This window comes from Salmonella sp. NW1250 (genome assembly GCF_051812965.1).
Lineage (GTDB): Bacteria > Pseudomonadota > Gammaproteobacteria > Enterobacterales > Enterobacteriaceae > Salmonella > Salmonella enterica.
Genome location: NZ_JAMNDD010000005.1, coordinates 1 through 17,180 on the forward strand (window position 1 = coordinate 1; position 17,180 = coordinate 17,180).

The following is a 17,180-nucleotide window of genomic DNA, read 5'->3' on the forward strand; positions in this document are numbered from 1 at the left end:
GGTACCGGTTCTGAAGTCACACCGTTTGCGGTTGTGACCGACGATGCAACCGGTCAGAAATATCCGCTGGCTGACTATGCCCTGACCCCGGATATGGCGATTGTCGATGCCAACCTGGTGATGGATATGCCGAAGTCCCTGTGTGCGTTCGGTGGTCTGGATGCGGTAACTCACGCCCTGGAAGCTTATGTTTCCGTACTGGCTTCTGAGTTCTCTGACGGTCAGGCTCTGCAGGCTCTGAAACTGCTGAAAGAAAACCTGCCGGCGTCTTACCACGAAGGGTCTAAAAACCCGGTTGCGCGTGAACGTGTTCACAGTGCAGCGACTATCGCCGGTATCGCGTTTGCCAACGCCTTCCTCGGTGTATGTCACTCCATGGCGCACAAACTGGGCTCTCAGTTCCACATTCCGCACGGTCTGGCGAACGCCCTGCTGATTTGTAACGTTATCCGCTACAACGCGAATGACAACCCGACCAAGCAGACCGCTTTCAGCCAGTACGATCGTCCGCAGGCACGCCGTCGTTACGCTGAAATTGCTGACCACCTGGGCCTGAGCGTGCCGGGCGACCACACCGCCGCTAAGATTGAAAAACTGCTGGCATGGCTGGAAAGCATTAAAGCTGAGCTGGGTATTCCTAAGTCTATCCGTGAAGCAGGCGTACAGGAAGCTGACTTCCTGGCACACGTTGACAAACTGTCTGAAGATGCCTTCGATGACCAGTGCACCGGCGCTAACCCGCGTTATCCGCTGATCTCCGAACTGAAACAGATTCTGCTGGATACCTACTACGGTCGTGATTTCACCGAAGGTGAAGTTGCAGCGAAGAAAGACGTCGTTGCCACACCGAAAGCAGAGAAGAAAGCGAAAAAATCCGCTTAATTCGTTATCTGCTTTAGCATGACAAAAACGGCCTCAATTGAGGCCGTTTTTTTGTTTTACCTGTTTATCTGATGCCTGAAGGCGCTATGCTGATCATCTGGCCTACGTGCTCACGGCACGCCCTTCGTCAGAAGGCCTGAATAATGACCTCCAAAGCGCTACAGGGCGTTTTATAAGCCGATCTTTACCTCAGGTATCATATGTGCCGATGACGCTCCTGAATCGCCGTCAGTGAGCCCTCCTCCAGCGCGTCCTTATAATGCTTACGGCAAACTGAAACGTAGCGTTCATTCCCGCCAATAACCACCTGTTCGCCTTCGTTATAAGGCCTGCCGTCCTGATCAAGGCGCAGAACCATACTGGCTTTACGACCGCAGAAACAGATAGTTTTTAATTCCACCAGCTTATCTGACCATGCCAGCAAGTATTGGCTGCCGACAAAGAGCTCCCCACGAAAGTCTGTTCGTAGCCCATAGCAAAGTACTGGAATATCTAATTTGTCGACAACCTCGGATAATTGATAAACCTGCTGGCGAGTCAAAAACTGGCTTTCGTCGACTAACACGCAATGTATTGTCTGCCGCGCGCTCTCGGCACGAATCTCTTCAAACAAGGATGTATTTTGGTTAAACAATTTTGCCGGCGACGACAAACCGATACGAGAGCTGACTTTGCCTGCGCCGAAACGATCGTCGATTTCCGCCGTATATACGACGGTACGCATCCCGCGTTCCTGATAATTGTATGAAGATTGCAGCAGTGCAGTCGACTTACCCGCATTCATTGCCGAATAGTAGAAATATAGCTGTGCCATTGGTCGCAGGACCTCACCTGAGTGAAATAAAGATTGGCGGGATTGTACCATAATTTACCGACGCGACGGCGCGGCTCGCGCTCCGGTGAGTATTAAGAATTGTACAAACATCGCTCACTATACCCAAAATAATTCGAGTTGCTTAAAGGCGGCAAGGGAGTGAGTCCCCAGGAGCATAGATAACTATGTGGCTGGGGTGCGCGAGCGTAGCCAACACATAAGCAACTTGAAGTATGAAGGGTATATACACATTCCTTCACAAATTATGCCGTTAAAATTCATCAACAATGCTTATCATCACCCGCCAATATGAAAACCTTGTACTTATTGTTACCGTTACTCATACCCGGTGCAAAGTAATAGGGTTTTCTTGTAAGGAAAGCTAATACAAGAGATTGATATCTCTGCAATGAGATCGTATTTCATCATGATAAAATGTGACCTGACTCCTAAATTTTTAGCGACAGACGGTGAGTATCCCCCCTGCCAATAAGCTCTTTTTTGTGCGGCGCCTCAAGGAAAATTTAAGTTGAGATAATTAAAACGTGTGCTTAATAAAGCGTAATTTTGAATTCCTTACATTCCTGGCTATTGCACAACTGAATTTATCGCTCTATTATTAGCTCAACAAACCACCCCAATATAAGTTTGAGATTACTACAATGAGCGAAGCACTTAAAATTCTGAACAACATCCGTACTCTTCGTGCGCAGGCAAGAGAATGTACTCTGGAAACGCTTGAAGAAATGCTGGAAAAATTAGAAGTTGTCGTTAATGAGCGTCGTGAAGAAGAAAGCGCTGCTGCTGCTGAAGTGGAAGAACGCACTCGTAAACTGCAACAGTATCGTGAAATGTTAATTGCCGACGGCATTGACCCGAATGAACTGCTGAATAGCATGGCTGCCGCTAAATCCGGCACCAAAGCTAAACGCGCAGCTCGTCCGGCTAAATATAGCTATGTTGACGAAAACGGTGAAACTAAAACCTGGACTGGCCAGGGTCGTACACCGGCTGTAATCAAAAAAGCAATGGAAGAACAAGGTAAGCAACTGGAAGATTTCCTGATCAAGGAATAATTTACTTCCTGGATGCTTAAAATCCCGCCGCTGGCGGGATTTTTTTTGCCTGAGTTCTCCGCTGACGACCCCAGGCATAAAAAAAGCGCCGGATTTACCAGCGCTTCTGTTAAAAAATTTATAACGTATCGTTACTTCTTAATACCCATTTCTTCTTCAAGCCAGGCTTTAAATTCAGCACCCAGCGAATTATGACGGATGCCATATTCAACGAATGCCTGCATATATCCTAACTTATTACCACAGTCATGGCTTTTACCCTTCATGTGGTAGGCTTCAACCGTTTCTTTTTCGATCAGCATATCGATAGCATCGGTCAACTGAATTTCATCCCCGGCGCCCGGAGGGGTTTTCGCCAGCAACGCCCAGATATCCGCGCTCAACACATAACGCCCGACAATCGCAAGGTTAGACGGCGCGACATCCGCTTTTGGTTTTTCAACCACGCCAACCATCGGCACACTTTCGCCCGGCGCCAGCTCAACGCCTTTGCAATCGACCACGCCGTATGCAGTCACATCTTCTACTGGCTCAACCATAATCTGGCTATTGCCGGTTTCGTCGAAGCGGCGGATCATTTCAGCCAGGTTATCCTGAGACAGGTCGGACTCATATTCGTCAAGAATAACGTCTGGCAGAATAACAGCGACAGGTTCGTTTCCGACAACGGGATGCGCGCACAATACGGCATGGCCCAGGCCTTTTGCCAGCCCTTGACGTACCTGCATAATAGTGACATGCGGAGGGCAAATAGACTGAACCTCCTCCAGAAGCTGACGCTTAACGCGTTTTTCCAGCATCGCTTCCAGCTCAAAACTGGTATCAAAGTGGTTTTCAATAGAGTTTTTAGACGAGTGCGTAACAAGCACGATTTCAGTAATGCCAGCAGCGATACATTCGTTCACGACGTACTGAATTAATGGCTTATCAACCAGCGGCAGCATCTCTTTCGGGATAGCTTTGGTCGCTGGCAGCATCCTGGTTCCCAATCCCGCGACCGGGATAACGGCTTTTTTGACTTTCGAATTAAGGGCAGCCATTTAAAATTCTCCTGGACTGTTCATGTATTGAACGTGTTCATTAATCTGTATCGTGTTCCAGTATATCAGTACCAGAACAAGCCTCAGGTCCAAAAAGGACTTATATTGGTATAATTAAGACAAATACTTATAAATCTGCCGCAGATAGTAACACTCGTCGGGAAAGGCCGGTAAAGCAATTTCCGCTCACTCTTCCGTTTGGTCATTCCGCAGACAACATCAATCGCAGGCGCCCTCCTGCGCCCCATATTTGACACTGCCATGAGTCGCAACGCTGGCTTAATTGGTTAAGGTAGGCGTTACCCAATGTTCCTAGCGGCACGCCGCTGCTAATTTGAACCTGATGAGCGCCCGTATTTAAGGTGGCGTTCAATCCGGCGGAGACGAGAATCAAATTTTTGAGCTCACTGTGATAGTAGCCGACAAATAGCGGGAATTGCCCAGGTAAATTGGCTTGTCTGAGCAGATGATTTACCTGTTTTAATAGCGCGCCTAACTCCGGTAAACGGTGCTTTTGTTGGCCGAGCTGATCCTGCAATAAGCCGTTAAATAGCGCTCGCAGCAACAATGCGGCTAACACGCCGTTATCGCCCGCCCGGGTGACATCCAGGCAATAAAATGCCAGTTCGTTATCAGATAGCGGCGCAATATCCAGCACCAGTCCAGGCTGATCGGCGGAGACGAGCTGCCGGTAATTAATGCGGCAATGGGAAATCACCTGCTGTACCGGGGGCTGCAATTCCTGCAACAATTGCGCTGCGGCGGTTGGATTACTCACCATTGCATCCCAGTCACGAAACAGGCGTTCTTCTTCTTCAACCCGCGAGTTAAACATATTAGGGTATAAGCAAGCGAATACGGTTTCCCGCAAGCGGTTGAGATCTTTTACCGGCTTCAGCAAGACATCTTCAACCCCAAGGCGTAACGCTTTGGCGATATCCGCCATATTTTCTGTTGCGGAAATAACCAGAATAGGCGTCTGGTCTCCGCGATTACGTAAGTTTTCTACCAGTTTGAGACCGTTCATTCTCGGCATCGCGATATCACATATCATGAGATCAGGGGTAAAACGCCCCATCAACTCCAGGGCATCCACCCCGTCGCCTGCCAATGCCGTTGTCGCTCCCAAAGAGGAAAACCACGAATCCAGAAGCGAGCGAAATACAGGCTCGTCTTCAACAATAAGAATCTGTTTTCCGACCAATGGCTGCGTCATGTTCTCTCCCCTGACTGGCTTTAATCAATAGTGGCATGGTATTGCCGCTTGCGCCTGTCAGAATTTGCTTAAGTGATCGTAAAAGGTACATTAAACGTCGGTACGCACCAAGGGTATAAGTTCGTCCATCTTTTTCTCTACGGCTAACTGACCCGCCGCAATAGCGGCATGGGCGCGATGAAAATCCAGCGTAGAGATTTGCGGACAGAATGGTTGAATGAGAATATCAGGCGGATCGCCAGCCATACGGTTACGTTTAAGACGATTTTCCAACACCTGAATGGAGGTTGTCATGATTTCCATTGCCCCAGGCGAACTCACGCCACGGCGTGAAGTCAGGCTACTGAAACGTTCTTTTAAACGCTTATGCCAGGGCAGCGCATCATCGCTCTCTTCATTGATATTCCCGACATTTACAGAGAGCAAATCTTGCTGCATGAGGTGGGCATCATGTTGCAGGTCTACCGCAATAACGATATCAGCCCCCAGCGCCCTGGTTAACGAAACAGGTACCGGATTAACGACTGCGCCATCTACCAGCCAGTAACCGTTATGTTCAACCGGAGACATCAGCCCTGGCATACTGCACGACGCGCGTACGGCAAGGTGTAGATCGCCTTCAGTAAACCATAGCTCTCGTCCCGTGCTAAGATTCGTCGCGACCGCGCCAAAACGTCTTGAACAGTGGTCAAAATCCGTGACGGGCATAATATCCCGATAGTGATTAAATACGCGTTCGCCGCGAAGCAACCCTCCTCTGCCCCAGGATACATCCATCAGGCGTAAAACATCCCAGTAGCGGAATGAACATACCCACTGTTCAAGCGCCGATAATTTATTACAGGCATACGCGGCGCCGACCAGTGAACCTATTGAGCATCCTGCAACGATATCAATATCAATGCCTGTTTGCTTGAGGGCTTTGATGACCCCAATATGAGACCATCCTCTCGCTGCGCCAGATCCCAGCGCCAGCCCTATTTTCATTTTTCTCATCGTACTTAACGACTTCCCCTGGCTTCAAGACGTAGCAACATCGCCACTGCTCAGTTAACATAATGCCACCCTGGCGTTCAACGCCGTTTTTTATATTCAGGGAGATTATTGTGTCTCAGCCTTGTCCCTGTGGTAGCGCTGACGAGTATAGCCTATGTTGTGGTCGTATTGTGTCCGGAGAACGAGTAGCACCCGATCCGTCACATCTCATGCGCTCTCGTTACTGCGCTTTTGTGATGAAAGACGCAGATTACTTAATTAAGAGCTGGCATCCAACCTGCAATGCGGCCGCGTTTCGTGATGATATCATCGCCGGATTTGCCAATACCAGGTGGCTCGGCCTGACTATTTTTGAACATACCTGGTCAGAAGCAGAAAATACAGGGTATGTTAGTTTTATCGCGCGTTTTTCCGAACAAGGGAAAACCGGGGCGATTATCGAACGTTCTCGTTTTATCAAAGAAAACGGTCAGTGGTATTATATTGACGGTACCCGCCCGCAGTTGGGTCGAAACGATCCCTGCCCGTGCGGTTCAGGCAAAAAATTTAAAAAGTGCTGCGGCCAGTGACGCCTGACAGTATCGATACAGCAAACACTCTCAACAGGATTTTTCCGGCAATGCAATCACTACAACGTAAAGTTCTGCGTACTATTTGTCCCGATCAAAAAGGCCTTATCGCGCGGATTACCAACATTTGCTATAAGCACGAGCTTAATATTGTGCAAAACAATGAATTTGTGGACCATCGCACCGGACGCTTTTTTATGCGGACCGAGCTGGAAGGCATCTTCAATGATTCCACTCTTCTGGCCGATCTGGACAGCGCCTTACCGGAAGGCTCTGTTCGTGAACTCAATCCCGCCGGACGCCGTCGGGTAGTGATTCTGGTTACCAAAGAGGCGCATTGTCTGGGCGACCTGCTGATGAAAGCCAACTATGGCGGGCTGGATGTTGAAATCGCCGCGGTCATTGGCAACCATGAAACGTTACGCTCGCTGGTTGAACGTTTTGAGATCCCTTTCGAACTGGTCAGCCATGAGGGATTAACGCGTGAAGAGCATGACACGAAGATGGCGGACGCCATTGATGCCCATCAACCGGACTATGTGGTGCTGGCCAAGTATATGCGTGTTTTGACGCCAGGTTTTGTGGCGCGCTTCCCGAACAAAATTATCAATATCCACCACTCATTCCTGCCGGCGTTTATCGGCGCGCGTCCTTATCATCAGGCCTATGAGCGCGGCGTGAAAATCATCGGCGCTACCGCGCACTATGTGAATGATAATCTGGATGAAGGCCCAATCATTATGCAGGACGTGATTCACGTCGATCACACTTACACCGCAGAAGATATGATGCGTGCCGGGCGCGACGTTGAGAAAAACGTATTAAGCCGCGCGCTGTACCAGGTTCTGGCGCAGCGGGTCTTTGTTTACGGCAATCGGACGATTATTCTTTAATCGTCAGTAATATGAATTGATTAGCTTTAATCCGTTACGGATGAAAAGTACGCAAACAGTTCATTTCAGGCAAAGGAATGCTTTACAGCGGCGTGTCATTTGATATGATGCGCCCCGCTTCCCAAAAGGAAGCGGGCCAGTATTAAGCATTACCCCGTGGTGGGGTTCCCGAGCGATCATAAGGGAGCTGACTGCAAATCTGCCGTCATCGACTTCAAGGTTCGACTCGAGCAATAGTGAGAGAACGTTGCCGCAGGCAACGGCCCGAAGGGTGAGGAGCTTTAGCTCCGAATAATCCTTCCCGCTATAGAATGCAAGCAGCATAATGAATTTATCCCGTGGTGGGGTTCCCGAGCGGCCAAAGGGAGCAGACTGTAAATCTGCCGTCATCGACTTCGAAGGTTCGAATCCTTCCCCCACCACCATTATTCACTACAGCGATGTAGTTAACTCGATGAGCAATGCAGAAGTTTGCACTTGTCGGGGAAGGGTGAGAACCTTCGATTAAGGTTCGACTCGAGCGAAAGAACGTTGCCACCGGTAACGGCCCGTAGGGTGAGGAGTGAAGCGACGAATAATCCTTCCACCACCACCATCTTCAAGCTTTACCTACAATTTGAATTACCCCTGGTGGGGTTCCCGAGCGGCCAAAGGGAGCAGACTGTAAATCTGCCGTCATCGACTTCGAAGGTTCGAATCCTTCCCCCACCACCATCATGATCTTCAGAAAGCATCTAACCTTCATTCGACATCGGTTTGTCATAATTCTACCCATGTGGGGAAGGATGAGAAGCTTCGACTAAGGTTCGATTCGAGCGCAGCGAGAAAGCGTTGCCGTAGGCAACGACCCGAAGGGCGAAGCGCGCAGCGCTGAGTAATCCTTCCCCCACCACCATAATCTCCTGGCAGCGCCTCAATCAATCTTAATCGCCCCCACAGGCAGACTTCACACCATGGCGCCATAGCTTATTGGTTATCTTATCAATACTTCTTCCTGGCTGTCTTTTTCGCCTCCTTTGACTGGTCAATTTTTCGCCAGATGAGATTAAAGGCGGCATATGTCTCGCTAAGTTGATCTGGGGTGAGCGTTCCCTTGAGTCGGTTTCTTTCGGCAATGAGCGCTGAACAATCATCCTTAGATTTTTCCGTATATATACTTGCCATGTAATACCAAATATAGGCCTGCTTATTATCTTTAGGCACACCCTGGCGCCCATGAGCATAAATTTCCCCAAGCGCTGATTGTGCCGGAGTAAACCCCTGCTCTGCCGCTTTGAGGTACCACTTCAGCGCATTCCGGCTATTTTCAGGCACGCCTCTTCCCGTGCTATATGCTACGCCAAGCTGATATTGCGCTTTCGCAAAATCCTGTTTTGCTGCTTTTCGATACCATGCGATAGCCTGTCTGTCGCTTTGCGCGACGCCGCGACCAAATGCAGACATGATGCCAAGATGCGTTTGCGCAGCAGGCAGTCCCTGGCGAGCGGCTTTGCGATACCACGCCAGCGCCTGTTGGTAGTCCTGAGAAACGCCCTCGCCCTGCATAAACATCACGCCGATCGCATCCTGCGCCTCGGCCAATCCTTGCGCTGCGGCTCTGCGATACCACTCCAGCGCCAGGTTGTGATCTTTCAATAAGTGATAACCGTTGTAATACCATACGCCAAAATTGTACTGTACCTTTGCCATCACGCGTTGCGCTGTTTTTCGATACCACGTCTGAGAGTGAACCCGGTCAGCGGGATGCGCTTTATCATAGAGCGCATTCAGTGGAATGTGGCCTGGCGTATAGCTGCTTGGTATACCTTCATTAAGCCAGTAAACTGCCTGACGATAATCCTGAGGCACGCCTTCACCATAAAAATAGGCAACACCGAGATAAAGTTGCGCGGGGTAGTACATATTTTCCGCCGCTTTACGCATCAAGATCGCCGTTTGCTGATAATCCTGAGGGACGCCCTGACCGTGGGCGTACATTACCCCAAGCTTAAATTGTGCTGACGAAGCTGAACCCTGGCCGCGGACAACGCCCGCATCATTGGTTGGAGAGGCGGCTTTTCGATACCACTCCAGCGCTAGCTGGGTATTTTGGGGAAACCCATCGCCATACATATAGGCGTCACCGAGGATTTCTTGCGTACTACTATCCCCTAGCTCTGCCGCCTTGCGATACCACTCCAGCGCTTTTTGTCGACTAAGTGGAAAATTTTCACCATAGTTGTAATGATAGCCAAGGATGAAATAGGAAAAATCAGAACCTTGTTTACCCGCTTTCTCCAGCCATTTTATGGCTAGTTTATAATCAGGCTTAACATATCGCCCCTCCGCATACCAGCTTCCAAGCGAGAACTGCGCGCTTTCATCTCCTTGTTCCGCTTTTTGCTCTAATTCCTGAACGTACTGGCATTCTTCTGAGTCGGCGGGATAGCGCTCCTCGCAGACAGCAGCGTGAGCCATTTTTGAAATAAATATATTTAATATTATTATTTTGAAAATTGATGAAAAACGCATACAACTATCCTTATTGTCGTTTATGGCGTGATTATATGCTGCATCATCCTTTTTCTGCTTACAAAAAACTCGCACAGATGCTGAATAAACCCAAAAACAAAGAGTACGGATTCAGATGCCAGACATGGCAAATCCGCTGTAAACGAAACAAGGCGGCGGTCGATAAGGCATTTATGCCGCACTCCGGCAAACAGCCATAAAAAAACTCCGCCGAAGCGGAGTTTAGGGCATCGAGAGAAAATCAGTGACGCGCACGTACAATCTGGTATTTGCGGGTCAGATACTCGACCGGCACGCTCCAGATATGCACCAGGCGCGAGAAGGGGAACAACAGGAACAGCGTCATCCCCAGTACCAGGTGCATACGGAAGATAAAGGCTACACCGTCCAGATGTGCGGATGCGCCACCGTGGAAGGTCACAACTGACTGCGCCCACCCGACCAGCTTCATCATTTCACTCCCGTCCATATGCTGGGCGGAGAACGGAATGGTCAGCAGGCCCAGCGCGCACTGAATCACCAGCAATGAGAGAATCAAAATATCTGCACCGGTAGTGGTGGCGCGGACACGTGGGCTAAACAGACGACGCTTGAGCAGTAAAATACCGCCAACCAGCGTCAGCACGCCGCAGGCGCCGCCGGCAATCATCGCCATCTTCTGTTTCACGTCGACCGGCAGAAAAGCTTCATACATCCAGTGCGGCGTTAACATGCCCAGGAAGTGACCAGCGAAAATACCCAGAATCCCAATGTGGAACAGGTTTGACGCCAGGTTCATTCCTTTGCGATCCAGCATCTGACTGGAAGCCGCCCGCCAGGTGTACTGGCCGTAGTCGTAACGTAACCAGCTACCGATCAGAAATACCGATCCGGCAATGTACGGGTAGATATCAAAGAAGAACATATTCAGGAAGTGCATTAGTGCTGTCCTCCGGTGGTGATATTCAGATATTGCGGCGCCACGGCACCGGCAAAACGACGCTGGTGAGCGGAGATCTCCGACTCGCCACACCCTTGATCGGCGAAGAATTTCACCTGCTCTTCTTCCCAGACCGCATCCAACGCCTGCGGGGTATCATCACGTGCTTCATTCGCAATTTTTTCAGCCACTTTGTCGCTGTCGATAACGGTATTCGCCAGTTTTAACAGCAGATCGAACAGCACCGCATAACGGCTGTCACGTTGTTGCAAACGTGCGCTGAGCAGCGCCAGAATCGGCGCGATATCCTGTAACCCCCCTAACGCTTCGCTTTTCGGCAATTGCGCAAGGTATTCCAGATACAGCGGCAGATGATCGGGAAGTTCGCGGCTGTCGAGCTGCAAACCGTGCTGTTCATACTGTGCCATCAGGTCAACCATCGCCTGACCGCGATCGCGGGATTCCCCGTGTACATGTTCAAACAGCAGCAGCGATGTGGCGCGACCACGGTCAAACAGTTCACTGTAGGCGGCCTGTACATCCAGCATGTCCTGCGCGGTTAAATCGCGCAGGAAAACGCCCAGAGTCTGGGCATCCTCTTTATCCAGGTTCTCAGATGACGCGAGCGCATCGAACAACTCCTGCTGATGCTGCCACAGGGCAGCATCCGGGTACTCGAGCAGACGCGAAACAATGACGAGTTCAATCATGCGTGCGGCTCCGTTTTGCTGGTCACATCAACAGCGTCGATGCGGCGGCTGTTGAACAGATTGAATTTGGTATCAGACCCGTGGCAACCATCGCCGAAGGTAAAGCCACAACCGCTTTTCTCCGGGAATGCGTCACGCGCCAGTTCACGATGGCTGCTCGGTACCACAAAGCGATCTTCATAATTAGCAATCGCCAGGTAACGATACATTTCCTGCGCCTGGGCTTCGCTTAAACCCACCTCTTCCAGCGCGCGGGTATCCACTTTACCGTCTACGGTTTCCGCACGTTTGTAGTGACGCATCGCCAGCATCCGTTTCAGCGCCAACAGTACCGGTTGGGTGTCGCCAGCGGTCAACAGGTTCGCCAGGTACTGCACCGGGATACGCAGACTGTCTACATCCGGCAGAATACCGTTGCTGCCCAGTTCACCCGCGTCGGCGGCAGACTGAATCGGTGACAAAGGCGGCACGTACCAGACCATCGGCAGCGTGCGGTATTCCGGATGCAGCGGCAGCGCCAGCTTCCAGTCCATCGCCATTTTGTATACTGGCGATTGCTGCGCCGCATCGATCACGCTCTGCGGCACGCCGTCCTTCAGCGCCTGCTCAATGACAGCCGGATCGTTTGGATCGAGGAACACGTCCAGTTGACGCTGGTACAGATCTTTTTCGTTTTCCGTACTGGCGGCGCTTTCAATGGCATCTGCGTCATACAGCAGTACGCCGAGATAACGGATACGGCCCACGCAGGTTTCCGAGCAAACGGTCGGCTGACCGGCTTCGATACGCGGGTAGCAGAAGATGCACTTCTCGGACTTGCCGCTCTTCCAGTTGAAGTAAATCTTCTTGTACGGGCAGCCGGTGATGCACATCCGCCAGCCGCGGCACTTGTCCTGGTCGATCAGCACGATGCCATCTTCTTCACGCTTGTAGATAGCACCGCTCGGGCAGGTCGCCACGCACGCCGGGTTGAGACAGTGCTCGCACAGGCGCGGCAGGTACATCATGAAGGTGTTTTCGAACTGGCCGTACATCGCCTTCTGCATGTTTTCGAAGTTCTGGTCTTTAGCGCGTTTTTCGAACTCGCCGCCCAGAATCTCTTCCCAGTTTGGCCCGCTGGTAATTTTGTCCATCCGCTGGCCGGTAATCAGCGAGCGCGGACGCGCGATCGGCTGATGTTTGCTTTCCGGCGCGGTATGCAGGTTCTGGTAGTCGTAATCAAACGGCTCGTAGTAGTCGTCGATACCCGGCAGATGCGGGTTAGCGAAGATTTTACCCAGCAGCAGCGCCCGGTTGCCTATGCGCGGCTGTAGTTTGCCGTTGATTTTGCGGATCCAGCCGCCTTTCCATTTTTCCTGATTTTCCCAGTCATTCGGAAAACCAACGCCAGGCTTACTTTCTACGTTGTTGAACCACGCGTATTCCATACCTTCGCGACTGGTCCAGACGTTTTTACAGGTGACTGAACAGGTATGACAGCCGATGCACTTATCGAGATTCAGCACCATGCCGACTTGTGAACGAATTTTCATTTTACGCTCTCCTGTACCTGGTCATTGCCTTCGCCATCCAACCAGTTAATGTTCTTCATCTTACGTACCACCACAAACTCATCGCGGTTGGAGCCGACGGTACCGTAGTAGTTAAAGCCGTAGGCTAACTGCGCATAGCCGCCGATCATATGGGTCGGTTTCGGCGTAATGCGCGTCACCGAGTTATGAATACCGCCGCGCTGCTGGGTAATTTCCGACCCCGGCAGGTTTACGATACGTTCCTGCGCGTGGTACATCATGGTCATACCCGCCGGTACACGCTGGCTGACCACTGCGCGTGCGGTCAATGCGCCGTTGCTGTTGAAGACTTCGATCCAATCGTTATCTTCAATGCCCAGCTCTTTGGCGTCGGTTTCGCTCATCCATACAATCGGGCCGCCACGCGACAAGGTCAGCATCAACAGGTTATCGCTGTAGGTCGAGTGGATACCCCATTTCTGGTGCGGCGTCAGGAAGTTGAGCGCCTTCTCCGGATTACCGTTGGATTTACGCCCCATCACCGCTTTCACCGAGCGGGTGTCGATCGGTGGGCGATACACCAGCAGACTTTCGCCGAAGTCGCGCATCCACTGGTGATCCTGATACAACTGTTGGCGACCAGACAGCGTACGCCACGGGATCAGCTCGTGAACGTTGGTATAACCGGCGTTATAAGAAACATGCTCATCTTCCAGACCAGACCAGGTCGGGCTGGAGATAATTTTGCGCGGCTGGGCCTGAATATCGCGGAAGCGGATTTTCTCTTCTTCTTTATTGGTTGCCAGATGCGTATGGTCGCGACCGGTAAACTCGCTCAGCGCCGCCCAGGCTTTCACCGCCACCTGACCGTTGGTTTCCGGCGCTAACGTCAGGATCATCTCTGCCGCGTCAATCGCCGTGTTGAGCATCGGCTGGCCTTTCGCCGGACCGTCCGCTTTGGTGTAATTAAGCTTACGCAGCAAGTCCATTTCGCTCTGCGTGTTCCAGGCAATCCCTTTCCCGCCGTTGCCGATTTTCTCCATCAGCGGGCCGATAGAGGTAAAGCGTTCGTAAGTCGCCGGGTAATCGCGCTCGACGGTCATGATGTGCGGCGCGGTTTTCCCTGGGATCAGATCGCATTCGCCTTTTTTCCAGTCTTTCACGTCCAGCGGCTGTGCCAGTTCAGCGGCAGAATCGTGCTGGATCGGCAGCGTCACGACGTCAGTCTCTTTACCCAGGTGGCCTACACAGACTTCGGAGAATTTCTTCGCAATGCCTTTGTAGATTTCCCAGTCGCTTTTCGATTCCCAGGCCGGATCTACGGCGGCAGACAGCGGATGAATAAACGGATGCATATCCGAGGTATTCATATCGTCTTTTTCATACCAGGTGGCGGTCGGCAGTACGATATCGGAGTACAGGCAGGTGCTCGACAGGCGGAAGTCCAGCGTCACCACCAGATCCAGTTTGCCGTCCAGGCCATTGTCACGCCACTCCACTTCTTCCGGCTTCACACCGCCCTGCTTGCCGAGATCCAGCCCCTGAATACCATGCTCAGTACCCAGCAGATATTTCAGCATGTACTCATGGCCCTTACCGGAAGAGCCAAGCAGGTTTGAACGCCAGATGAACAGGTTACGCGGGTGGTTTTTACCGTTTTCCGGCTGCTCGGCGGCAAAGCGAATCGAACCCTCTTTCAGGGATTTGACGGTATAGTCTACCGGCGTCATACCGGCTTTTTCCGCTTCACGCGCAATGTACAGCGGGTTAGTGCCTAACTGCGGTGCCGACGGCAACCAGCCCATACGTTCGGCGCGCACATTGAAGTCAATCAGATGACCGCTATAGCGGGATTTGTCCGCCATCGGCGACAGTAACTCCTCGGCGGTCACCGTCTCGTAGCGCCACTGGCTGGAGTGGTTATAGAAGTAAGAGGTGCTGTTCATGTGACGCGCCGGACGCTGCCAGTCAAGGGCAAACGCCAGCGGCTGCCAGCCGGTTTGCGGGCGCAGTTTTTCCTGGCCGACGTAGTGCGCCCAACCGCCACCGCTCTGACCAACGCAACCACAGAACACCAACATATTGATCAGCCCGCGATAGTTCATATCGAGGTGATACCAGTGGTTCAGACCAGCGCCAACGATAATCATTGAACGTCCGTGCGTTTTATCCGCGTTATCGGCGAATTCCCGGGCGATACGGATGATCTGCGCCCGCGGCACGCCGGTGATCTGCTCGGCCCATGCTGGCGTATACGCTTTGGTATCGTCATAACTGGCGGCGCAATTTTCATCGTTCAGGCCGCGTTCCAGACCATAGTTCGCCATGGTCAGATCGTAAACGGTGGTCACCAGCGCGGTAGAACCATCGGCCAGTTGCAGACGTTTTGCTGGCAGTTTATGCAGCAGGACGTTATCCAGCGCCACATGATTAAAGTACTCTGAACCTTCGCCGCCGAAATACGGGAAGCCCACGTCAGCAATCTCATCCTGGCTGCCCAGCAAGCTGAGCTGCAATTCAGTTTCTGCACCGGTAGTCCCGTCGCGCTGCTCGAGATTCCATTTGCCTTTTTCGCCCCAGCGGAAACCAATTGAACCGTTTGGCGCCACCATTTCACCGTTGCTGTTGATAGCGACGGTTTTCCATTCCGGGTTATTTTCCTGCCCCAGCGAATCAACGAGATCGGCAGCGCGCAGCATACGACCTGCGGCATAATAACCATCACGCTCTTCAAGCATCACCAGCATTGGCATGTCGGTATAGCGACGGACATAATCGGTGAAGTACTGGCGCGGGTTGTCGAGGTGGAACTCGCGCAGCATGACGTGGCCCATCGCCAGCGCCATCGCCGCATCGGTCCCCTGCTTCGGCGCCAGCCACAGATCGCACAGTTTGGCGATTTCAGCATAGTCCGGCGTCACCGCGACGGTTTTAGTGCCTTTGTAACGTACTTCGGTAAAGAAGTGGGCATCCGGCGTACGGGTTTGCGGCACGTTAGAGCCCCAGGCGATAATATAGCTGGAGTTGTACCAGTCAGCGGATTCCGGCACGTCGGTCTGCTCGCCCCAGGTTTGCGGGGAGGCTGGCGGCAGGTCGCAGTACCAGTCGTAGAAGCTCAGGCAGGTACCGCCAATCAGCGAAAGATAACGTGCGCCGGAAGCGTAGGAAACCATCGACATCGCCGGAATGGGTGAGAAGCCCGCGACGCGGTCAGGGCCATAGGTTTTCACGGTGTACACGTTGGAGGCGGCGATCAGCTCGTTCACTTCCTGCCATGAGGAGCGAACAAAGCCGCCACGACCACGCGCCTGTTTGAAGCTTTTGGCTTTATCGGCATCTTCAATGATGGAGGCCCATGCCTCTACCGGATCGCGATGCAGTTTTTTCGCCTCGCGCCACATCTTCATCAGACGTTTGCGCATTAGCGGATATTTCAGTCGGTTAGCGCTGTAGAGATACCAGGAGTAACTTGCCCCGCGCGGGCAGCCGCGAGGTTCATGGTTTGGCATATCAGGACGGGTGCGCGGGTAATCGGTTTGCTGTGTTTCCCAGGTCACCAGACCATTTTTGACATAAATTTTCCAGCTACAAGAACCGGTGCAGTTCACCCCATGGGTTGAGCGCACAATTTTGTCATGCTGCCAACGTTGGCGGTATCCGTCCTCCCAGTCCCGGTTTGTTTCGAGAAGCTGGCCGTGCCCATCGGCAAAGGTTTCGCCCTTCTGCTTGAAGTAGCGAAACCGGTCCAGGAATTTACTCATCGGGTTTCTCCTGTGTGGAACCTTACGGCTCTCTGATAAATCGACATTGCTTAACTAAGGGCGAAGGTAACGCGCTGAATGGGCGTGAGAATTGATAACGATCAAGGCGGACAGGGATGCAAATGGCGCGCAAACCTTCTGCATACTCCTTTTGGAGGAGGAGTTTTATTTATATATATTACTGATTTAATTACATAAAATTAAATTTACGCACGACATGAATGTTAAATTTTCAACAAGTGGGTATTAAGGGGTATCCCCCTGGATGACCGATAAAGATGT

At 51.8% G+C, this 17,180-nt stretch carries 13 protein-coding genes, 2 tRNA genes and 3 other RNA genes; 9 read left to right on the forward strand and 9 right to left on the reverse strand.

The genetic code is table 11. The features are described 5' to 3' along the window. The coding region (locus NBA72_RS09840) for an iron-containing alcohol dehydrogenase (protein WP_439006040.1) at positions 1-882 on the forward strand (882 nt) is incomplete at its 5' end. Positions 883-1,078: 196 nt separating this feature from the next. Here the strand turns inward: NBA72_RS09840 and tdk are convergent. Beyond that, the gene (gene tdk, locus NBA72_RS09845) at positions 1,079-1,696 is read right to left on the reverse strand and encodes a thymidine kinase (protein ID WP_000068097.1); all 618 of its coding nucleotides are present in this window, start codon (positions 1,694-1,696) and stop codon (positions 1,079-1,081) included. 662 nt (positions 1,697-2,358) lie between these two features. Between tdk and hns the strand changes: the two genes are divergently transcribed. After that, the gene (gene hns / locus NBA72_RS09850; RefSeq protein ID WP_001287383.1) at positions 2,359-2,772 is read left to right on the forward strand and encodes a histone-like nucleoid-structuring protein H-NS; all 414 of its coding nucleotides are present in this window, start codon (positions 2,359-2,361) and stop codon (positions 2,770-2,772) included. Between the two features lie 131 nt (positions 2,773-2,903). On the opposite strand, the gene galU is transcribed toward hns, so the two are convergent. The 3 genes from galU to rssA form a co-directional block, all read right to left on the reverse strand. Next, positions 2,904-3,812 carry a UTP--glucose-1-phosphate uridylyltransferase GalU gene (gene galU, locus NBA72_RS09855; protein ID WP_000729450.1) on the reverse strand — a complete coding sequence of 303 codons (909 nt, stop codon included), beginning with the start codon at positions 3,810-3,812 and terminating at the stop codon, positions 2,904-2,906. Between the two features lie 202 nt (positions 3,813-4,014). Beyond that, positions 4,015-5,028: a two-component system response regulator RssB gene (rssB, locus tag NBA72_RS09860; protein WP_000193432.1), complete on the reverse strand. Its 1,014-nt coding sequence runs from the start codon at positions 5,026-5,028 to the stop codon at positions 4,015-4,017. A gap of 90 nt (positions 5,029-5,118) precedes the next feature. Then, the gene (gene rssA, locus NBA72_RS09865) at positions 5,119-6,024 is read right to left on the reverse strand and encodes a patatin-like phospholipase RssA (protein ID WP_001230575.1); all 906 of its coding nucleotides are present in this window, start codon (positions 6,022-6,024) and stop codon (positions 5,119-5,121) included. A gap of 110 nt (positions 6,025-6,134) precedes the next feature. On the opposite strand from rssA, the gene NBA72_RS09870 reads away from it, so the two are divergent. The 7 genes from NBA72_RS09870 to NBA72_RS09900 all read left to right on the forward strand — a co-directional run bounded on the left by NBA72_RS09870 (position 6,135) and on the right by NBA72_RS09900 (position 8,381). Then, positions 6,135-6,593 (forward strand): YchJ family protein, encoded by a 459-nt coding sequence (locus NBA72_RS09870; RefSeq protein ID WP_001540172.1) that lies wholly within the window; start codon positions 6,135-6,137, stop codon positions 6,591-6,593. 50 nt (positions 6,594-6,643) lie between these two features. Then, positions 6,644-7,486, forward strand: coding sequence for a formyltetrahydrofolate deformylase (gene purU, locus NBA72_RS09875; RefSeq protein ID WP_001191156.1), 843 nt, complete (start codon positions 6,644-6,646; stop codon positions 7,484-7,486). A 170-nt stretch (positions 7,487-7,656) separates the two neighbouring features. After that, a non-coding RNA gene (locus NBA72_RS09880) (RtT sRNA) lies at positions 7,657-7,798 on the forward strand. A 28-nt stretch (positions 7,799-7,826) separates the two neighbouring features. Beyond that, positions 7,827-7,911: transfer RNA gene (locus NBA72_RS09885), tRNA-Tyr, on the forward strand. Positions 7,912-7,955: 44 nt separating this feature from the next. Further along, positions 7,956-8,081, forward strand: a non-coding RNA gene (locus NBA72_RS09890) — RtT sRNA. Positions 8,082-8,115: 34 nt separating this feature from the next. Beyond that, positions 8,116-8,200 (forward strand) — tRNA-Tyr (locus NBA72_RS09895). Positions 8,201-8,250: 50 nt separating this feature from the next. After that, a non-coding RNA gene (locus NBA72_RS09900) (RtT sRNA) lies at positions 8,251-8,381 on the forward strand. Between the two features lie 86 nt (positions 8,382-8,467). Here the strand turns inward: NBA72_RS09900 and NBA72_RS09905 are convergent. The 5 genes from NBA72_RS09905 to NBA72_RS09925 form a co-directional block, all read right to left on the reverse strand. Beyond that, the gene (locus tag NBA72_RS09905) at positions 8,468-9,997 is read right to left on the reverse strand and encodes a tetratricopeptide repeat protein (RefSeq protein WP_042949647.1); all 1,530 of its coding nucleotides are present in this window, start codon (positions 9,995-9,997) and stop codon (positions 8,468-8,470) included. Positions 9,998-10,238: 241 nt separating this feature from the next. Then, entirely contained in the window at positions 10,239-10,916 is a 678-nt protein-coding gene (narI, locus tag NBA72_RS09910; RefSeq protein WP_000545594.1) for a respiratory nitrate reductase subunit gamma, read from the reverse strand. Continuing rightward, positions 10,916-11,626, reverse strand: coding sequence for a nitrate reductase molybdenum cofactor assembly chaperone (narJ, locus tag NBA72_RS09915; RefSeq protein WP_000571668.1), 711 nt, complete (start codon positions 11,624-11,626; stop codon positions 10,916-10,918). Before narJ ends, narI begins: the two co-directional genes overlap by 1 nt. Next, the gene (narH, locus tag NBA72_RS09920; protein WP_000702608.1) at positions 11,623-13,158 is read right to left on the reverse strand and encodes a nitrate reductase subunit beta; all 1,536 of its coding nucleotides are present in this window, start codon (positions 13,156-13,158) and stop codon (positions 11,623-11,625) included. The genes narJ and narH overlap by 4 nt, the downstream gene beginning before the upstream one ends. After that, a complete protein-coding gene (locus NBA72_RS09925; RefSeq protein ID WP_023205875.1) occupies positions 13,155-16,898 on the reverse strand; it encodes a nitrate reductase subunit alpha in 3,744 nt (1,247 codons plus the stop codon). Before NBA72_RS09925 ends, narH begins: the two co-directional genes overlap by 4 nt. Between the last annotated feature and the right edge of the window lie 282 nt (positions 16,899-17,180).

Coding starts and splice junctions, on each gene's coding strand:
- tdk (WP_000068097.1), bottom strand. CDS start 1,696: ATGGCACAGCTATATTTCTACTATTCGGCAATGAATGCGGGTAAGTCG.
- hns (WP_001287383.1), top strand. CDS start 2,359: ATGAGCGAAGCACTTAAAATTCTGAACAACATCCGTACTCTTCGTGCG.
- galU (WP_000729450.1), bottom strand. CDS start 3,812: ATGGCTGCCCTTAATTCGAAAGTCAAAAAAGCCGTTATCCCGGTCGCG.
- rssB (WP_000193432.1), bottom strand. CDS start 5,028: ATGACGCAGCCATTGGTCGGAAAACAGATTCTTATTGTTGAAGACGAG.
- rssA (WP_001230575.1), bottom strand. CDS start 6,024: ATGAGAAAAATGAAAATAGGGCTGGCGCTGGGATCTGGCGCAGCGAGA.
- purU (WP_001191156.1), top strand. CDS start 6,644: ATGCAATCACTACAACGTAAAGTTCTGCGTACTATTTGTCCCGATCAA.
- NBA72_RS09905 (WP_042949647.1), bottom strand. CDS start 9,997: ATGCGTTTTTCATCAATTTTCAAAATAATAATATTAAATATATTTATT.
- narI (WP_000545594.1), bottom strand. CDS start 10,916: ATGCACTTCCTGAATATGTTCTTCTTTGATATCTACCCGTACATTGCC.
- narJ (WP_000571668.1), bottom strand. CDS start 11,626: ATGATTGAACTCGTCATTGTTTCGCGTCTGCTCGAGTACCCGGATGCT.
- narH (WP_000702608.1), bottom strand. CDS start 13,158: ATGAAAATTCGTTCACAAGTCGGCATGGTGCTGAATCTCGATAAGTGC.
- NBA72_RS09925 (WP_023205875.1), bottom strand. CDS start 16,898: ATGAGTAAATTCCTGGACCGGTTTCGCTACTTCAAGCAGAAGGGCGAA.